This window comes from Rhizobium sp. 0TCS1.26 (genome assembly GCF_050455525.1).
Lineage (GTDB): Bacteria > Pseudomonadota > Alphaproteobacteria > Rhizobiales > Rhizobiaceae > Neorhizobium.
Map to the genome: position 1 here is coordinate 13298 of NZ_JBCIYV010000003.1, position 17018 is coordinate 30315.

Consider the following 17018-nt stretch of genomic DNA (forward strand, 5'->3'; position numbering starts at 1 on the left):
TTTCAGATGACCCAATTCGACCTCATCATCCAGGGCGGGACGATTGCAACCGCCTCTGACATCTTCAAGGCGGACGTCGGCATCGTCGGCGGCAGGATTGTCCAGATCGGTGAGAACCTTGTCGAAAATGCGCAGGCCGGCGACGTCCAGATCATCGATGCCAGCGGAAGATATGTCCTGCCAGGCGGCATCGATAGCCATGTCCACATTTCCCAGCCGTCCGGCGAAGGCATCGTGATGGCCGACGATTTTGAAAGCGGCACCCGCTCGGCACTCTTCGGTGGCAACACCATGATCATGCCCTTCTGCCTTCAGGAAAAGAACGGGCCGATGCGTGCGGCGCTGAATGCCTATCACGAGCTTGCCGAGGGCAATTGCTATACGGATGTCAGCTTCCACCTGATCGTTTCGGATCCGACGGATACGCTCTTGAGCCAGGAACTGCCGGCGCTTGCCGCTGACGGCTATGCCTCGTTCAAGGTGTTCATGACCTATGAGGGTCTGCGGCTCAACGATGCCGAGATCCTGAAGACGCTGGACGTTGCCCGCTCCACCGGCGCAACCGTCATGGTTCATTGCGAGAACGAGGAAGCGATACGGTTTCTGATTGCCCGGCACGAAGTCGCCGGCGACGTTGCACCGCGTGCCCATGCCTCGACGCGGCCGGTTGCGGTTGAGCGCGAAGCCACGCATCGTGCGCTGACACTTGCCGAAATTGTCGATGTGCCCATCGTGATCGTGCATGTCTCGAACGGCGAGGCGATGGACGAGATTGCCCGTGCCCGTGCCCGCGGGATCAAGGTTGTCGGTGAGACTTGCCCGCAATATCTGATGCTGACTGCCGATGATCTGGATGGCATGGACTGGGAAGGGGCAAAATTCGTCTGCTCGCCGCCGCCGCGCGACAAGGCGGCCCAGGAGGAATGCTGGAGAGGCATCGAGACCGGCCTGTTCGATCTGTTCTCCTCCGATCACTGCCCGTTCCGCTACGATGATGAACGCGGCAAGCGCACGCCCAAGGGGCTGGAAAGCTTCCGCCACATCCCGAATGGCATTCCCGGGGTCGAGACACGCCTGCCAATCCTGTTTTCGGAGGGCGTCATGAAGGGCCGCATAGACCTGCCGCGTTTCGTGGCACTGTCGGCGACCAATCATGCCAAGACCTATGGCCTCTATCCCGAGAAGGGCACGATCGCCATCGGAGCCGATGCTGACATTGCCATATGGGATCCGTCCGTCACCCGCACGATCCGCCACGCCGACCTGCACGACGGCGCCGACTATTCGCCTTATGAGGGTATCGAGATCACCGGCTGGCCGACTACGGTCATTCTTGGTGGCCGCGTGATGATCAGCGACGGCAAACTCGTCGGGAAGAAGGGCGATGGGGCCTATCGTTCAGCCCGTGCGCGCGGCGCGAAATCCGTTTGAACCGATCAGGAGATCAGAAACCATGCAACTGAAAGTCACCGCCGGCCCGTTCGTTTTCGATGCCGTGCTTGAAACGGAAAAAGCACCCCAGACCTGCAAGGCTTTCGTAGAGCGCCTGCCTTTCGAAGGCCAGATCGTCCATGTGCGCTGGTCAGGGGAGGGCGTATGGATACCGCTCGGCGACTATAACTTCGGCGTCGGATACGAAAACCACACCAGCCATCCGGCCCCCGGCCACATCATCCTCTATCCGGGCGGCATCAGTGAAACGGAAATCCTGCTGGCCTATGGTGGCGTCGATTTCTCGTCCAAAATGGGCCAGCTTGCCGGCAACCATTTCATCACCATCACCTCCAACCTCGACAAGCTGGCGGTGCTTGGCAACAAGACGCTCTGGGAAGGCGCGCAGCAGATCCGCTTCGAGCTGGTTTGACGCGGCGTACAGTTGCTCCACAGCGACAGAACACGTGGCGCGCGCCTTGAAACTGAGGGTTGTTCAGGCGCGAACCTCGCAGTTGAATATCCCAGATCGGCCGACCTTGGTCGGCCGATCTGTTTGGACATCGTTTTGTTGCAACTGATGCAGCGCAATTGGCGTCCGGCATTGATTCGTGACCGCCATCCGGATCCAGGCCTCTCGTCCTCGTGTGTGGATGAACGTGTCCAACATCGCTTAACCGCGCCTCCGGATGGTTTCGGCGTTCGTCGAGCGTTCAGACCCGGCCCTGTTCCGGAGCATTTCCATCATCGCCTGAGCAGTCACGCGATTATGGGTCTCCAGCCGTTCGGCCAGATCAAGTGGCGTGCGTGCCTTGAGCGCAATGACGATGCGTTCATGTTCGGCGAAGGATTGCTGCAGGCGGCTCTCATGCTCATTCACGAGGAAGCGGTAACGCCAGATGCGCTTTTGAACCGTCTCATAGTTCTGGATCAGCACCGGATTGCGGGTTGCCTGCGCGAGGGCTCGGTGAAATTCGTAGTTCAGGCGCGTATATCTATCGTGGTCGCCACGCTGCAGGACCGCGTTCAGTTCGACATGGATAGCTTCAAGCACCTTGATTTCATCGCTGCTGGCGCGTTCTGCAGCCGTCAAGCCTATCAGGCGCTCCAATGCGCCTTTGAACTCGAAAAGAGGACCGATCTCATCCGGGTCAAGTGGCGCAACGATCGCGCCACGGTTGGGACGAAGGATGACAAACCCTTCCGCTGCCAAAACCTTCAATGCTTCGCGCAGAGGGGTTCGCGAGACGCCGAATCGTCCACAGAGCTCAGCTTCTGAGATGCGGGTGCCGCCCGGTAGCTCACCTTCCATGAGGATCGCTCGCAACTGCGCAACGAGATTGCCGTGTAAAGTTGCTTCGCTATCTTGCACGTCACCTGAAGAGCCTTCCGGTGCGAGCATTTCGAGGACGTTGTTCCCCGCCATTTCTGCTTCGCCTCCAGGCATGTTCTTTCCTGATGTTATCGCAACGCATTAGTTGTCGAACATGCTGCCATACTGCCGGAGCGGCGTCATGGAAACTCCGGTCTCTTTCAGGCATCCCCAAAGTGTGAAGGACACGGAATCCAGGACGGGAATACCAAGTTCGCGCTCGAGTTCTGCAGCGACGAGCGGGCCGCGCATATTGGTGCAGAGAATGACAATGGCATCGGGTCGGGACTGCGCCACCTGTCGGCACATTGCGGCGATCTCGTCTTCCGTCACTTCGGAAAAGGAGAAATTGTCCGAGCGGCCACTATGGCTTTCGCCAACAGTCTCGACGCCGATTGCATGATAATTGGCGATAATCTGCTGCTGGACGTCTTCGGTATAGGGCGTGACGAGGCCTAGTCGGCGCACCCCCAACTGCTGAATAAGCCTGTTCAGGCTCAGGATTGCACTCGTGGCCTTGACGTTGAAGCGTTCGCGTATGGTTGCACACAGCCGATCGTCGGTTTCAAAGCCCAGCCAACTCGCCGATGTGCCGTTCCAGGCGACGATGTCCGGCTTGGCATCCATCAGCAATTCCGTCGCATGCAGGATTGGCTGAAGTGCGAATTGCTGGTCCGAATTACCGTCGATGGCGATACGCGTGACGCGAAAGCGGCCGAAGTGAATGCTCACCGCCGGAAAGAGCGGCCACGCCAGGGCGCTGGTATAGGGTTCGACGACCGTGTTTGACGAAGGCGTCAACATGGCTACGACCGTTCGGTGGGGGCTTTTTTGCATTCAAAATTCCGCTGGCTACGTCTGATGGGTGCAGGCTGGCTGGCGATGCCGACGATGACGTTTAGGTCTTTATGGTCGGAAACTATCGCGCCTGGCAAGCCGAATTCTGCGGTTTGTGAAAATGCACACGCTGCGTATAGAGCCTGATTTCTGGCGCTTTTATGATCGATGACGATTAAATAATAGGCTCTTTCGAGGGTAGGCCATTTTTTTCGCACCAGGCTGCAGATTGGCATTGGCGCGATGAGAATAATCTGTAAAGGTTTGCGGGAAAATGAATTCAAAAATGGGGAACTCGATGCGTAGTACTTTGTCAGTTTTGCTGCTTGCTGCCGGGCTGTTCGCAGTCGCAAGCTCTGCAATGGCGCAAACCCCTCTGCGGGTGGCGGGCAACTTTTCGCAGAACAACAAGCAGGTGGATATCGAGCGCAGTTTCTTCGAAGGTCTTCCAAAGACGTCCGGTGTTGATCTCGCAGTCAACTACAATCCGATGGATGTTGTCGGCGTGAAGGCGCCGGATGCGCTGCGCATGCTGCGCGGCGGATCGTTCGACGTGATGTCTGTTCAGATCGGCATGGCATCGCGTGACGACCCCTTCTTTGAAGGTGTGGATCTCATCGGCGTTGCTACTGACATGCCATCTCTGCGCAAGGTCGTCGATGCTTATCGTGATGCCTTCGATCAGCGCCTGCAGCAGAAATTCAATGCGAAGGTGCTGACGCTATGGCCGTTCGGCCCGCAGGTCTTCTACTGCAACCAGGAGATCTCATCTCTTGCCGATCTCAAGGGCCTCAAGGTGCGCTCGTTTACGCCGTCCATGTCGGCAATGCTGGAAAGCTTCGGCGCCACGCCGGTCACTCTGCAGTTTTCGGAAGTCTATCCCGCGCTTCAGCGGGGCGTTGCGTCGTGCGGCGTGACCTCGCCGACATCCGGCAATACCGGCAACTGGCCGGAAGTGACCTCCTATCTGCTGCCGCTTTCGGTGTCCGGCTCAGTGCAGGGGCATTTCATGAACCTCGACACCTGGAACAAGCTGCCGAAGGCTCAGCAGGATGCGCTGATGACGCAGTTCAAGGCGCTCGAGGACAAGCTATGGGATCTGGCGACCTCAGCGAACGAAGATGCGGTCGCGTGCAATACCGGCGACGCGAGCTGCGCAAACCACAAGAAGTTCGCCATGAAGCTTGTGACGATCAGCGACGAGGATCGGCAGAAGATCAAGGCCGTCGCGGAAAATACCGTGCTGCCGATCTGGAAGAAGACCTGTGACGCGATTGACCCGGCCTGCTCTGCAACATGGAACAAGACGGCCGGCGCCGCAGCCGGCCTGACCATCAAGTAGATCTGCCTCGGGCCGTTCCTTGTCGGAGCGGCCCTTTTTCACGCGGGATATTTCCATGACGACGAATGACAATCCGTTGGCAAGGTCCCTTATGCCTGTGGCTCGCCTGATGGCGCTGATTGCAGGATATCTGGTGCTTGGCCTTTCACTTCTGATCACGCTCGAAGTGGTCCTGCGGACGTTCTTCAACTTCTCCCTCCAGGGCTCTGATGAATATGGCGGCTATGCGTTGGCGATCCTGGCCAGCTTCGGCTTTTCCTATGCGCTTCTGGAGCGGGCGCACACGCGCGTCGAGATCGTCGTGGAGCGCGTCGGCACCGGCATGCAAGCGGCCCTGAACTTGTTTTCCTGCTGGTGCGTCGCTCTACTGGCGGTGTTCATCGCGTGGCGGGGAAACGCTGCCCTCGTGGAAAGCCTTGAATTCGGCTCGTTGTCCGGCACGCCGTTGATGACGCCGCTCTGGATGCCACAGCTCGTGTGGGTCGTTGGCCTGTCGTTCTTTGCTATTGTCTCGTCCAGCATCGCCGTGCATGCCACTCTGCTCATCGTGCGCAACCGTCGCCGGCTGAACCGCCATTATGGTATCAAGACCCTCGAGGAAATCATCGAGGAAGAGCGGGTGGAATTGCAGGGCAGCCCGGAGGCCTTCCGCTGATGATCGGGGTTTCTGGAGCCGCTATCGGCTTTCTGATGATGCTGGGGCTGATGCTGGTCGGGCTTCCGGTTGCCGTCTCCCTTTTTCTCACCGCCTTTATCGGCGCCTGGGCTTTCCTTGGTTGGCCGACACTGCTCGGGTTCGGCAACCAGATGTGGAGCGGCCAGAACGACTTCATCCTGACGGCCATCCCGCTGTTCGTCTTTCTCGGCGAGATACTGGTCCGTTCGGGTGTTGCAGACGGTCTCTACCGTTGCCTGTCTGACTGGATGCGGAAGCTGCCCGGCGGGTTGCTTCATTCCAATATCGGCGCCAGCGCGGTGTTTGCAGCGGTGTCCGGCTCGTCGGTTGCGACGGCTGCCACCATCGGGACTGTTGCACTGCCGATCCTGAAGGAGCGCCAGTATGACGAGCGCCTGACAACGGGCTCAATTGCGGCGGGCGCCACGCTCGGCATTCTGATCCCGCCGTCGATCAACATGATCATCTACGGCTCCATGACCAATACCTCCATCGGTCAGCTGTTTGCCGCCGGCGTCATTCCGGGCATTTTGCTGACTGCCTTTTTCATGGCCTTGATCATCGCGATCTGCATCGTCAAGCCGCATCTGGCAGGGCCAGCGCTGCCGGATCGCAGCTGGCCGGAAAAGATGGCGAGCCTGATCGATATGTTCCCGCCTTTCCTCATCTTCGTCGTGGTCATGGGGACGATCTATCTGGGCTGGGCGACACCGACGGAATCGGCGGCGATCGGCGTCGTGTGCTCGATTATGGTCGCCATTGCAAAGCGACGCTTCTCGATAACCCTTCTGCACGAGTCGATGATCTCGACCGTCCGGATTTCGGCAATGATCCTGCTGATCATGGTTGGAGCGCAATTCCTGAACTTCGTCATCGGCGTGCTCGGCATCCCGCAGGCCTTGACGACATTCGTGTCGCAGTTCGGCGCCGGTCCCGTCGAGATCCTGCTGCTCCTCATCGTGTTCTACCTGATCCTCGGCTGCTTCATGGAAACTTTGTCCATGATGATCGCAACGCTGCCGGTTGTCTTCCCGCTCATCGTGCATCTGGGCATCGATCCGGTCTGGTTCGGCATCTTCCTAGTGCTCATGATGGAGATTGGTCTCATCACGCCGCCTATCGGTATGAACCTCTATGTGGTTCAAGGCGTGCGCGGGCATGGTTCGATCATGGATGTCATTCGCGGTGCGACCCCCTTCGTTCTGCTCATGCTCGCTTTTACCGGACTGCTCATTGCATGGCCGGACATGGCGCTTTGGTTGCCGCGGCAGCTGTTTTGACCATGCGCATCCTGGAGGCCGACTTCCTGCTTGCCGAGGCCGGCGCCAAAATCATCGCTGACGGCGCCGTCGTCGTCAGCGAAGGAACGATCAGGGCTCTGGGTTCAACCTGCGATATCGTACAGCGCTTTCCCGATGCGCGCCGTCAGCGGCTTAACAATGCCTTGCTGCTGCCGGGCTTCGTCAATGCCCATCAGCATGGGCGGGGATTGAGCCAGATCCAACTCGGCTATCCTGACGATGCGCTCGAGCCTTGGATTGCCCGACGCCGGGGTCGTGGCTGGCCCGACAGCTACGCACTGACGCGGCTGGCCGCAGAGGAGATGCTGGCCAATGGCGTGACCTCTACGCTGCACGCCAATTACAGCTATGCGACCGGCGACTACGAGGCCGAGTTGCGGGGCGTCCTTCGTGCCTATCAGGACTCAGGCCTGCGTGCGACAGTCTGCATCGGTTATGCCGACAGTGGGGGGGTGATCTACCCTTCGAAAGACGAGGCGGAATTTTGCGCTGCTTTGTCGCCCGAGGCGCAAATGTTGCTCGCTGCAGCGCGGCCCGCTTATCTGCCGCTCGACGATACACTCCGACTGATGGCACGGCTTGCCGATGAATTCTCCGGCCATCCCACCATTACATTGGCCTACGGCCCTGCCGGCCCGCAATGGGTTAGCGACGAGGCATGGCGCAGGCTTGCCGGGGACGCAGCAAAGCGTGGTATCGGCATCCATTTTCACCTGCTGGAATCGCCAGCCCAGGAGCGTTGCGCAAGGACGCTCTATCCGGAAGGCGTCCTGCGTCGCCTGGAATCACTGGGCGTCTTTGAGACCCGTGCCAGCGCCGCGCATTTTATTCAGGCAGCGCGGAGAGACGTCGAGGACGCGGTGCGGTTGGGACTTGTCATCGTCGCCAATCCCGGCTCGAACATGCGCCTTCATAATGGGCCGCCGCCCATCGCAAGCTGGCGCAGGGCAGGCCTGTCCGTGGCTGTCGGCACCGATAATTGTGCGCTGGATGATAACGAGGACTATCTCTCTGAACTGCGGCTTGCAGGTCTTCTCGGGCGCTTCGACGAGGGGGGCAGGCCCTATGACGGCGTTTCTTCAGCGCTGAAAATGGGCACGTCCGCGGGTGCCTTGGCCACCTTCAATCCTCAGGTAGGCTGTCTGGACGTGGGAATGAGAGCTGATCTCATTGCTCTCGATCTGTCGCGAATTTCGGGCAGCTACCTGGATGCCGACGCAGATATCCTCGAAGCGGTGCTGGCTCGCGGTAAAGGCGCGGATGTCCTGCTGACCCTCGTCGCCGGCGTCGAACGCTATAGCCGAGGCGCAAACGAGCGGCGGCGCGATGCTGCCAACATGGCAGCGGCAACGGTCATGTCGGCCCGTTCCATTGGAGACACGGCTCGACATGCCAGCGAGGAGTTCGCGGAAGCCTTGCGGAGCCATTATCGTGGTGCAAGCGCATGACCTGTACGCTGGTGACGGGCTCGTCGGGTTTCATTGGTTCTGCGATCTGTGAGGCGCTGGCTGCAAGGGGTGTGGCGGTGGTCGGTTTCGATCGCGCGCCGCCGTTCTTCGCCAGTGCGGCTCGGGCACAGGGTATGCGTTTCGTGGCGGGTGAACTTCATGATGCTGCAGCTCTGGCGCAATTGTTCGCGGAATACCCGGTCACCCATATCGTGCATGCGGCGGCGGTGACGCCGGATGAGGCGATGGAGCGGACGGCGCCCGAGATCGTAATCGATGTTAATGTATCCGGTGGTTGCCGACTGATGGCGGCGGCCAAGAATGTTCAACTGCGCCGCATCGTGAGCCTCTCGTCCATCTCCGCCTATGGAGGCGCGACCGTGAACGGAGAGGGACGCTTCGATGACGCGCTGAGCCCGCCATTGCCCGAGACATTGTACGGTATCAGCAAACGGGCGGCGGAACAGGCGATGCATCGCCTCGCGCATCTACAGGGTCTTGATCTGCGTGTCATTCGGCTCGGTCCTGTGTTCGGGCCTTGGGAGCATGCGTCGGACTCTCGTGCCGTGTTGAGCCCCCATCACCAGATCACGGCAATGGCGCGGAGCGGCATGCACTGCATTCTGCCTCGCGCCGTTCCGGCAGACTGGATCTATGCTCGCGATGCCGCACGGCGGATCGTCGATGTGCTGTTTGCCGAACAGATTGACGCCGACCTGTTCAATCTGGGCGGTGGCCGGATCACGACACTTGTTGACTGGTGCAGGGCGCTGACCCTCCACATTCCCGGATTTCAGTGGCGCGTCGACAGCGCGACCGCAAACGTCCGCTACAGTTATCTCACCGATCGTCCGGCGCTCGATAACCGCCGGATCGACGCGATCTCGCCGTCCGTAACGGTTTCGCTCGCAGAAGCGGCGGAAAATTATCTTGCCTGGCTCGATCGTTTCAGCCCAGCCAATTCCGGGAGAAAAACCTCATGACACAACGTCTCAAAGGCAGAGTGGCAATTGTCACCGGCGGCTCGTCCGGTATCGGCCGCGCTATCGTGCGAAAGTTCGCAAGTCACGGTGCCAGTGTCCTTGTTGCCGACATCACCACGGATGCCATTGAAGGGGGCCGTCCGGTTTGCGATCTCGTGACAGAGGAGGGCGGCGATGCCGTCTTCATCAAGACCGATGTTTCAAAGGCGCAAGAGGTCGATGCACTCGTGGACAGTGCGGTGGAGCGCTTCGGCCGGCTCGACATATTGGTGAACAATGCCGTGCTTCGCGCTGGCAAGCCGCTTGTGGAGACAGAAGAAGACGAGTGGGATCGCGTCATGGACGTCAGCCTCAAGGGAGCCTATCTTTGCGCACGCGCAGCCGTCCGTCAGATGCTGAAGCAGGATCTTGTCGCAGACGTTCGAGGCCGCCTTGTGCACATCTCCTCGCAGCATGGTCATATCAGCGCTCCGGAGGACTTCGCCTATGGGGTCAGCAAGGCTGGTATCGCCTATATGACGCGACAGATTGCGGCCGACTATGCCAAAGACTTCATCATCTCGAATGCCGTTGCGCCTGGCAAGATCCTCACCGGCAAGGGCGGCCGCGCGGTTGAACCGCGCTGGCTGGATTATTCCCATTCCCGAACGCCGTGGCCTCGCCTCGGCACGCCGGAGGATGTCGCGAATGCCGCACTGTTCCTTGCAAGTGATGAAGCCACCTACATCACGGGGCACAATCTTTTTGTCGATGGCGGTTGGATGGCCGCGTAATCGTCCTTCGCTCTTCCAGTCTGAACTTAGATCGCATCAAGGCAGGACATTTCATCTTCGACATGCCAATTTTGCGCTCATAAACATTCAACGGATCAGCATGCTCATCTTGAGGGTTTCTGGTGCAGATCCTATCAGCGCGGACGATTTTTTAAGTCTCCGTTGTCTCAAGCCCCCCAACCAAATCCCCCAAAAAACACCAAACCAAAAGCCAAACCGCAAACATCGCCGGACAAGTGCCGGCATTTCCCCGATCGCCAGGCCTGAAGCTCTCATTGCGCTCAACTCAGCAGAAAGGCCCAGAGGCTAAACCGCGTGCCGATAGCCGCACCGACCCGCGACGGCCCGTGTGATACACGACCACACAACTATATTTGTGCTCGTCAGCCCGCCGTCTCCTCCACGACAGCGCGCAGCCCTTCCGGCATCCAGCTTCGCCTCCCCAGCAGCCCCAACATTCGACATACCCGCCCTTGCCCAGCGGGCGCACCCGTTTGCGGGCGGTTCTCGCACGCCGGCGCTGTAGTCCTGCAACGTCTGCATCAACGGGAGGATTACGGAGAGGCTGCCGACGGTCGAGTTCTCGGCAAACTTGCCATCGCCGTATGGTCCGGCCTTGTTGACCTGAACTGACCTTCTCCCACATTTGAGCCGGTCTCGCGCTCGCTCCCGCGGGTTTTGGCTGCTGTCTCTGTTTGGTAGCGGCGGGTGCGGAGTGAACCATAGCGGCGGCTTGAGACCGCAGCCCGGCGCCGGTTGCGTGTCCGAGCGATTTCGATCGATGCCAGCCACCTCCTGCCTGCGGGCGTCGGTCACCGCAGTCGCTGCGCCAGTTCGCACACAAAGACCGGTCGCAGGGTTCGTCCGGTGCAGACCGCCTGATGGCCGGCACACTCTTGCCGGCCGCGCTCATCTGCGGTAAGCACTATTTCAATATTTCAAGGATTGTAGAATAATGGAAGAGCGCCAAGCCCTGCTGTCGTTCGCGGCACTGTCGCAGGAAACCCGTCTGCACATCGTGCGGATGCTTGTAGTGGCAGGGCCGGACGGACTAGCCGCCGGCCTCATCGCCGAGAGGGCCAAGGTCTCGCCATCGAACGTTTCCTTCCACCTGAAGGAGCTGGAGCGGGCCGGGCTCATCAACCAGCAGCGTGAATCCCGCTCCATCATCTACACCGCCAACTACGACGGCCTCGGCGCACTGGTGCGCTTCCTTCTGGAGGACTGCTGCGCCGGCCATCCGGACATCTGTGCACCGGTCAGTGATCTGGCCGCCTGCTGCGCGCCAGCCCCGAAGGAGAACCTGCAATGACGGCCGATCGCGTTTACAACGTCCTGTTTCTGTGTACCGGCAATTCCGCCCGTTCGATCTTGGCGGAATCGATCCTCAACGCCGAAGGCAAGGGCCGCTTCCACGCGTATTCTGCCGGCAGCCATCCGAAGGGCGAGGTGCACCCGCTGGCGCTCGATACCTTGCGCGGCCTCGGCTATGACACTGCCGGTCTGAACTCCAAGAGCTGGGATGTGTTTGCCGAACCGGGTGAGCCGCAGCTGGATTTCATCTTCACGGTCTGCGACAAGGCGGCCGGAGAGGCCTGCCCGGTCTGGATCGGCCATCCGATGACAGCCCACTGGGGCGTTGAGGATCCGGCGGCCGTCGAAGGCAGCCTGATCGAGAGGGGCCAGGCGTTCTCGCAGGCCGCCCGCTTCCTGAAGAACAGGATTATTGCGTTTATCAGCCTGCCGCTTGCCTCCATCGACAGGCTTGCACTGGCAACCCAACTGCGCGGGATCGGTGCGATGGAAGGGTCGACGTCGCCGAACGGAGAGGTCGCCTGATGTCGACCTTCGAACGCTATCTGACCGTCTGGGTGTTCCTCTGCATCCTTGCCGGGATCGCGCTCGGGCATGCGATGCCGGGCGTCTTCCAGGTGATCGGCGGCGCTGAGATCGCCAATGTCAACCTGCCGATGGCAGTGCTGATCTGGCTGATGATCATTCCCATGCTGCTGAAGGTGGATTTTGGCGCGCTCGGTCAGGTCGGCCGGTACTGGCGCGGGATCGGTGTCACGCTGTTCATCAACTGGGCGATCAAGCCGTTCTCGATGGCGCTGCTTGGATGGCTGTTCATCGGCTGGCTGTTCCGCGCATATCTGCCGGCCGACCAGATTGACAGCTACATTGCCGGCCTGATCATCCTGGCCGCGGCACCGTGCACCGCCATGGTGTTTGTCTGGTCGAACCTCACCAAAGGCGAGCCGAATTTCACCCTGTCGCAGGTCGCGCTGAACGACGCCATCATGGTCGTTGCCTTCGCACCGATCGTGGGTTTCCTGCTCGGACTTTCGGCGATCACCGTACCCTGGGACACACTGATCCTCTCGGTCGTGCTCTATATCATCCTGCCGGTCATCGCCGCGCAGGTCCTGCGGCGGATCACCGATGTCAACCGCCTGGCCGGGACCCTGCAGCCGGTGTCACTGGTGGCGCTTCTCTTGACGCTCGTCTTGCTGTTCGGCTTCCAGGGTGAGCAGATCATTGCCCAGCCGGCTGTGATCGGCCTGCTGGCCGTTCCCATCCTGATCCAGGTCTACCTCAACTCGGGCCTTGCCTACCTGCTCAATCGGGCGAGCGGCGAAGCCCATTGCGTGGCGGGTCCTTCGGCGCTGATCGGCGCCTCGAACTTCTTCGAGCTGGCGGTGGCGGCTGCCATCAGCCTGTTCGGCTTCAAATCCGGGGCGGCGCTGGCCACCGTCGTCGGTGTGCTGATCGAGGTGCCCGTCATGCTGTCGGTTGTCTGGATCGTCAACTGCAGCAAGGGCTGGTATGAGCGCGGCGCCGCCGTTCGAACCGCCCCCGCCACCACCACGAAGGTATGATCATGGATGTCACCATCTACCACAACCCGGCTTGCGGCACGTCGCGCAATACGCTGGCGCTGATCCGCAACGCAGGCATCGAACCGACCATCATCGAATATCTTCAGGCACCGCCGTCCCGCGACCAGCTGCTCAGGATGATCACTGCGTCCGGCTTGACGGTGCGCCAGGCGATCCGCGAGAAGGGCACGCCCTACGCGGAACTCGGCCTCGATAACCAAGAGCTCACCGACGATCGGCTGCTCGACGCCATGCTGGCGCACCCGATCCTGATCAACCGGCCGTTTGTGGTCACGCCTCTGGGGACGCGCCTGACACGGCCCTCGGAAATGGTTCTCGACATTCTGCCGGACACCCACAAGGGGCCGTTCACCAAGGAAGACGGCGAACAGGTTCTCGACGCGGAGGGCAAACGCATTGACTGACTTTCCGGCGGCTGATCCGGCGCATCTGCGCCGACCGGATCTCGATGCCCTGCGCCCGGCGTTCTCCACTCACAAGCCGCGCATCCTGATCCTCTACGGGTCGCTCCGCACCGTGTCGTACAGCCGCCTCCTGGCGCAGGAAGCCGCCCGGCTGCTGGAGTTCCTGGGCTGCGAGGTGACGATCTTCGATCCCGCGGGTCTGCCGCTTCCGGATGCCGAGCCGGTCAGCCATCCCAAGGTACAGGAGCTGCGCGAGCTGTCAGCCTGGTCGGAAGGCCAGGTCTGGATAAGCCCGGAACGGCACGGTGCCATGACCGGCCTCATGAAGGCGCAGATCGACTGGATCCCGCTTTCGGTCGGTTCGGTCCGGCCGACCCAGGGCAAGACGCTGGCTGTCATGCAGGTGTCGGGCGGGTCGCAATCGTTCAACGCCGTCAACCAGCTGCGCGTCCTCGGCCGCTGGATGCGGATGATCACCATTCCCAATCAGTCGTCGGTGGCGAAAGCCTTTCAGGAATTCGACACCGAGGGCCGGATGAAGCCCTCTGCCTACTATGAGAGGGTCGTCGACGTCTGCGAAGAGCTGGTGAAGTTCACATGGCTGACGCGTGATGCTTCGGCCTATCTGACCGACCGCTACAGCGAGCGGAAGGAGAATGCCGATAAGCTTGAGCAACGCGTGAGCCTCAACTCGATATGACCGAGCGGCTGCCGGTCGCCGCCATCCTGGCCCTTGGTGTCACGCAGAACATCGGCTATGGCACCCTTTATTACAGCTTCAGCATCCTGGCACCGGATATGGCGGCAAGCTTTTCCTGGTCGCCGGAATGGATCTTCGGCACGCTGTCGATCGCCCTCATGATCGGCGGCTTGACGGCGCCCTGGCTCGGTGTGCTGATCGACCGGATCGGGGCAGGGCGGGTGATGACGATGGGTTCCGCGGTCGCCGCACTGGCGCTGGTCGCCTGCGCCTGCGCTCCCGGGAGGTCGACATACGCGGCGGCTCTGATCGCCGTCGAGGTCTCGGCCAATCTCGTTCAATACGGCGCAGCGTTCGCGCTGTTGGTTCAGCTCCGGCCGGCTGTGGCGCAGCGGAGCATCACCTATCTGACCCTGATCGCCGGCTTCGCCTCGACGATCTTCTGGCCGATCACGGCGGCTCTGCACGCCCACCTGTCCTGGCAGGACGTCTATCTGGTGTTTGCCGCACTGAACCTGCTGGTCTGCCTGCCAATCCATGCCTGGCTGTCTCTCGGGCTGATGCACAGTCGCAGACAGGCGGCCGCCAATCCCTTGACGGCAGTTCCGGGTTCCTTGCCAGCGGCACGCCGCCCGATTGGCTTCGCCCTGATGACCACGGCGTTCGCCATCCAGTACCTCGCCAGCGCCTCGGTGCTGGTGCACATGGTTCCGCTGCTTGCGGGGCTCGGATTAGGCTCAGCGGCCGCGATGGTCGGTGCCTTGTTTGGTCCGTCCCAGGTTGCCAGCCGGCTGATCAACATGCTGTTCGGCAGACGCCTCGACGCGCTGCACCTTGCCATCATCTCGGCCACGCTCATTCCGGCCGGCGCTCTTCTGTTGCTCGCCACCGCCCCGGCGATACCCGGCGCCATGATCTTCGCCATCGTCTTCGGGATGGGCAATGGTCTGCTGAGCATCGTGACCGGGACACTGCCACTGACATTGTTCGGCAGCGCAGGTTACGGAAAGCTGCAAGGCAAGATGATGGCGGCACGGCTCATCGTCTCGGCCTCGGCGCCGCTCGTGATGGCGCTCGGAATGGAATGGCTGGGGATTTGGATATCGCTGGTCGGCATCGTCGGGCTCGGATTGATGGCCTTGGCGCTATTCGTCGCTTTAGGGCGGTTCAGCAAGCCTCATCGATGAGTGATACGCGCGTGACGCGCCCCGGCGCGACAGGGATGACCGACGTGCAGATCGATCTCAGTTGCTGACGGTTCCCCGCTGGCGCCCGCCCTGTTGCAGACGTCGAAGGATCAGGGCAGCGATACGCTGCCCTACTCTTCGATCTTCGGCTCCGTCCCCACCTCGCGCACGACAAGCAGGTCGCGGATCATGTCGGCAGCGTCGAGCAGGGCCGCCTGGACTTGCTCTTCCGTCGCGTCATCCTCGCGCAACAGTGCCGCCGTCCGCTCGAGCCCATCGACAGCGTCGACCACATGCGGCCCGGGCCAGCGCTGTATCTCATCCCGCAGATCGCGAATAGCGACAACTGCGCGCTCAAGAAGCCGCCGCTTCTCTTGATCGCGGACATTGCCGGTCTCGGTCGCTGCCCGGACGAGCTCCTGCATAAGGCCATTGGGTTGGGTCACACGCATCTCCTGTTCGATCAACGCAAGATGGCCGTCACAAGCGGCAGGTCAAGAGCGGCCGAAGACGCAGCCCTCTTGTTGGTCAACGGGTTCCGCAGACACACGTTGGCGTCTCAGCCGGATCGATCATCCCCACTGGCGGGATGCTTCTGCGAGAGTGGCTATCGTCCGGCCGGGAGGCCCGATCTCGCCTCGCGTCGGCATGTTGGAATGCCCGATAGCCAGTGGCGTCGACGAAAAACAGCTGACCCGAGGAACGCCGGAGGCATTTGCGGGTTGGTCACCGCGTCGATCAATCCGGAAAGTCAAGTCATCCACATGGCAGACGAGAAGCTCATCGACATCGGCGGAATGCGGATCCACTGCGTCTGCGACGGCCCAGCGAACGGCGACCCGGTGCTGCTCCTGCACGGCTTCCCGGAATTCTGGTGGGGCTGGCGCAAGCAGATGGCGGAGCTTGCCGGCGCCGGCTTCCGGGTTGTGGCCATCGACATGCGTGGCTACGGCGAGAGCGACGCGCCGCCCGAGATCGACGCATACAGCCTCGATCGGCTGGTCGAGGATGTCGTGGCTGTTGCCAAAGCGCTCAACCTCGAGCGCTTCAATCTTGTCGGGCATGATTGGGGCGGCATCGTCGCCTGGGCAGTTGCAGCGCGCCATGCGCTTCTGGTGAAGCGGCTGGTCATCCTCAACGCACCGCATCTCGACGTGATGTCTCCGGTGATCTTCAGGCGACCTTCGCAGTTGATGCGTAGCGCCTATGTCGGGTTCTTCCAGATCCCATTGTTGCCGGAGGTGGCGCTGTCGAGGCGCAGCTATCGGCTGCTCTGCCATGCGCTGATGTCTACGTCGAGGCCAGGCACGTTCACGCAAGGTGAACTCGCTCGCTATGTGGAGCAGTGGTCGCGTCCGGGCCGCCTGCGGGCAATGCTCAACTATTACCGGGCGCTTGTTCAGCGACAGCGTCAGGCGCTTGGCCGGATCGTGCCCCCGACGCTCATCCTCTGGGGGTGCAAGGATCATGCGCTGGATCCGGAACTCGCCAAGGCAAGCCTGCTCCAATGTGCGAACGGCCGGATGTCGATGCACAGGAGCGCCACGCATTGGCTTCACCTGGAAGAGCCGGAATGGGTGAACGGCCACCTTCTGCGGTTCCTCGGGGAGGACCATGAACTGGATCGGCCGGATCCGGGCCAATCGGATGAGACCGGCTGATCC

General features: G+C 61.0%; 18 protein-coding genes. 15 read left to right on the forward strand and 3 right to left on the reverse strand.

All coding sequences use genetic code 11. From position 1 onward, the window contains the following. Nucleotides 1-6: 6 nt before the first annotated feature. Both hydA and AAIH46_RS14250 read left to right on the forward strand, forming a co-directional pair. Complete coding sequence (gene hydA, locus AAIH46_RS14245) at nt 7-1431, forward strand: dihydropyrimidinase (RefSeq protein ID WP_430306586.1); 1425 nt, start codon at nt 7-9, stop codon at nt 1429-1431. A 22-nt stretch (nt 1432-1453) separates the two neighbouring features. Beyond that, nucleotides 1454-1864: a DUF3830 family protein gene (locus AAIH46_RS14250; RefSeq protein WP_430307317.1), complete on the forward strand. Its 411-nt coding sequence runs from the start codon at nt 1454-1456 to the stop codon at nt 1862-1864. A 240-nt stretch (nt 1865-2104) separates the two neighbouring features. On the opposite strand, the gene AAIH46_RS14255 is transcribed toward AAIH46_RS14250, so the two are convergent. Beyond that, nucleotides 2105-2878 (reverse strand): GntR family transcriptional regulator, encoded by a 774-nt coding sequence (locus AAIH46_RS14255; RefSeq protein WP_430306587.1) that lies wholly within the window; start codon nt 2876-2878, stop codon nt 2105-2107. Nucleotides 2879-2905: 27 nt separating this feature from the next. Beyond that, complete coding sequence (locus AAIH46_RS14260; protein ID WP_430306588.1) at nt 2906-3640, reverse strand: maleate cis-trans isomerase family protein; 735 nt, start codon at nt 3638-3640, stop codon at nt 2906-2908. Between the two features lie 361 nt (nt 3641-4001). Between AAIH46_RS14260 and AAIH46_RS14265 the strand changes: the two genes are divergently transcribed. The 12 genes from AAIH46_RS14265 to arsK all read left to right on the forward strand — a co-directional run bounded on the left by AAIH46_RS14265 (nt 4002) and on the right by arsK (nt 15354). Next, the gene (locus AAIH46_RS14265) at nt 4002-4982 is read left to right on the forward strand and encodes a TRAP transporter substrate-binding protein (protein ID WP_430306589.1); all 981 of its coding nucleotides are present in this window, start codon (nt 4002-4004) and stop codon (nt 4980-4982) included. 55 nt (nt 4983-5037) lie between these two features. Further along, complete coding sequence (locus AAIH46_RS14270) at nt 5038-5637, forward strand: TRAP transporter small permease subunit (protein ID WP_430306590.1); 600 nt, start codon at nt 5038-5040, stop codon at nt 5635-5637. Nucleotides 5638-5687: 50 nt separating this feature from the next. Further along, entirely contained in the window at nt 5688-6938 is a 1251-nt protein-coding gene (locus AAIH46_RS14275) for a TRAP transporter large permease (protein WP_430307318.1), read from the forward strand. Then, a complete protein-coding gene (locus AAIH46_RS14280; protein WP_430306591.1) occupies nt 6896-8407 on the forward strand; it encodes an amidohydrolase family protein in 1512 nt (503 codons plus the stop codon). Before AAIH46_RS14275 ends, AAIH46_RS14280 begins: the two co-directional genes overlap by 43 nt. Beyond that, complete coding sequence (locus AAIH46_RS14285; RefSeq protein WP_430306592.1) at nt 8404-9390, forward strand: NAD-dependent epimerase/dehydratase family protein; 987 nt, start codon at nt 8404-8406, stop codon at nt 9388-9390. Before AAIH46_RS14280 ends, AAIH46_RS14285 begins: the two co-directional genes overlap by 4 nt. Next, nucleotides 9387-10163 carry an SDR family NAD(P)-dependent oxidoreductase gene (locus AAIH46_RS14290; RefSeq protein ID WP_430306593.1) on the forward strand — a complete coding sequence of 259 codons (777 nt, stop codon included), beginning with the start codon at nt 9387-9389 and terminating at the stop codon, nt 10161-10163. Before AAIH46_RS14285 ends, AAIH46_RS14290 begins: the two co-directional genes overlap by 4 nt. Nucleotides 10164-11118: 955 nt before the next feature. Beyond that, on the forward strand, nt 11119-11475 hold the full coding sequence (locus AAIH46_RS14295) for an ArsR/SmtB family transcription factor (RefSeq protein WP_430306594.1): 357 nt from the start codon (nt 11119-11121) through the stop codon (nt 11473-11475). Next, a complete protein-coding gene (locus AAIH46_RS14300; protein WP_430306595.1) occupies nt 11472-12002 on the forward strand; it encodes an arsenate reductase ArsC in 531 nt (176 codons plus the stop codon). The genes AAIH46_RS14295 and AAIH46_RS14300 overlap by 4 nt, the downstream gene beginning before the upstream one ends. Continuing rightward, on the forward strand, nt 12002-13042 hold the full coding sequence (arsB, locus tag AAIH46_RS14305) for an ACR3 family arsenite efflux transporter (RefSeq protein ID WP_430306596.1): 1041 nt from the start codon (nt 12002-12004) through the stop codon (nt 13040-13042). The genes AAIH46_RS14300 and arsB overlap by 1 nt, the downstream gene beginning before the upstream one ends. A 2-nt stretch (nt 13043-13044) precedes the next feature. Continuing rightward, the gene (gene arsC, locus AAIH46_RS14310) at nt 13045-13467 is read left to right on the forward strand and encodes an arsenate reductase (glutaredoxin) (RefSeq protein WP_430306597.1); all 423 of its coding nucleotides are present in this window, start codon (nt 13045-13047) and stop codon (nt 13465-13467) included. Beyond that, complete coding sequence (gene arsH / locus AAIH46_RS14315; protein ID WP_430306598.1) at nt 13460-14167, forward strand: arsenical resistance protein ArsH; 708 nt, start codon at nt 13460-13462, stop codon at nt 14165-14167. The genes arsC and arsH overlap by 8 nt, the downstream gene beginning before the upstream one ends. Next, nucleotides 14164-15354 (forward strand): arsenite efflux MFS transporter ArsK, encoded by a 1191-nt coding sequence (gene arsK, locus AAIH46_RS14320; RefSeq protein ID WP_430306599.1) that lies wholly within the window; start codon nt 14164-14166, stop codon nt 15352-15354. The genes arsH and arsK overlap by 4 nt, the downstream gene beginning before the upstream one ends. Before the next feature lie 131 nt (nt 15355-15485). Here arsK and AAIH46_RS14325 read toward each other — a convergent pair whose 3' ends face one another. After that, nucleotides 15486-15800 carry a hypothetical protein gene (locus AAIH46_RS14325; RefSeq protein ID WP_430306600.1) on the reverse strand — a complete coding sequence of 105 codons (315 nt, stop codon included), beginning with the start codon at nt 15798-15800 and terminating at the stop codon, nt 15486-15488. Nucleotides 15801-16118: 318 nt separating this feature from the next. On the opposite strand from AAIH46_RS14325, the gene AAIH46_RS14330 reads away from it, so the two are divergent. Beyond that, nucleotides 16119-17015, forward strand: coding sequence for an alpha/beta fold hydrolase (locus tag AAIH46_RS14330; RefSeq protein WP_430306601.1), 897 nt, complete (start codon nt 16119-16121; stop codon nt 17013-17015). The last annotated feature ends 3 nt before the right edge of the window (nt 17016-17018 follow it).

What these genes read in the sequence shown, in the direction of transcription:
- AAIH46_RS14330 (WP_430306601.1), top strand. Translation starts at nt 16,119, where the DNA reads ATGGCAGACGAGAAGCTCATCGACATCGGCGGAATGCGGATCCACTGC.
- arsB (WP_430306596.1), top strand. Translation starts at nt 12,002, where the DNA reads ATGTCGACCTTCGAACGCTATCTGACCGTCTGGGTGTTCCTCTGCATC.
- AAIH46_RS14275 (WP_430307318.1), top strand. Translation starts at nt 5,688, where the DNA reads ATGCTGGTCGGGCTTCCGGTTGCCGTCTCCCTTTTTCTCACCGCCTTT.
- arsC (WP_430306597.1), top strand. Translation starts at nt 13,045, where the DNA reads ATGGATGTCACCATCTACCACAACCCGGCTTGCGGCACGTCGCGCAAT.
- hydA (WP_430306586.1), top strand. Translation starts at nt 7, where the DNA reads ATGACCCAATTCGACCTCATCATCCAGGGCGGGACGATTGCAACCGCC.
- AAIH46_RS14255 (WP_430306587.1), bottom strand. Translation starts at nt 2,878, where the DNA reads ATGCCTGGAGGCGAAGCAGAAATGGCGGGGAACAACGTCCTCGAAATG.
- AAIH46_RS14250 (WP_430307317.1), top strand. Translation starts at nt 1,454, where the DNA reads ATGCAACTGAAAGTCACCGCCGGCCCGTTCGTTTTCGATGCCGTGCTT.
- AAIH46_RS14285 (WP_430306592.1), top strand. Translation starts at nt 8,404, where the DNA reads ATGACCTGTACGCTGGTGACGGGCTCGTCGGGTTTCATTGGTTCTGCG.
- AAIH46_RS14270 (WP_430306590.1), top strand. Translation starts at nt 5,038, where the DNA reads ATGACGACGAATGACAATCCGTTGGCAAGGTCCCTTATGCCTGTGGCT.
- AAIH46_RS14290 (WP_430306593.1), top strand. Translation starts at nt 9,387, where the DNA reads ATGACACAACGTCTCAAAGGCAGAGTGGCAATTGTCACCGGCGGCTCG.
- AAIH46_RS14295 (WP_430306594.1), top strand. Translation starts at nt 11,119, where the DNA reads ATGGAAGAGCGCCAAGCCCTGCTGTCGTTCGCGGCACTGTCGCAGGAA.
- AAIH46_RS14265 (WP_430306589.1), top strand. Translation starts at nt 4,002, where the DNA reads ATGGCGCAAACCCCTCTGCGGGTGGCGGGCAACTTTTCGCAGAACAAC.
- arsK (WP_430306599.1), top strand. Translation starts at nt 14,164, where the DNA reads ATGACCGAGCGGCTGCCGGTCGCCGCCATCCTGGCCCTTGGTGTCACG.
- AAIH46_RS14280 (WP_430306591.1), top strand. Translation starts at nt 6,896, where the DNA reads ATGGCCGGACATGGCGCTTTGGTTGCCGCGGCAGCTGTTTTGACCATG.
- AAIH46_RS14260 (WP_430306588.1), bottom strand. Translation starts at nt 3,640, where the DNA reads ATGCAAAAAAGCCCCCACCGAACGGTCGTAGCCATGTTGACGCCTTCG.
- AAIH46_RS14300 (WP_430306595.1), top strand. Translation starts at nt 11,472, where the DNA reads ATGACGGCCGATCGCGTTTACAACGTCCTGTTTCTGTGTACCGGCAAT.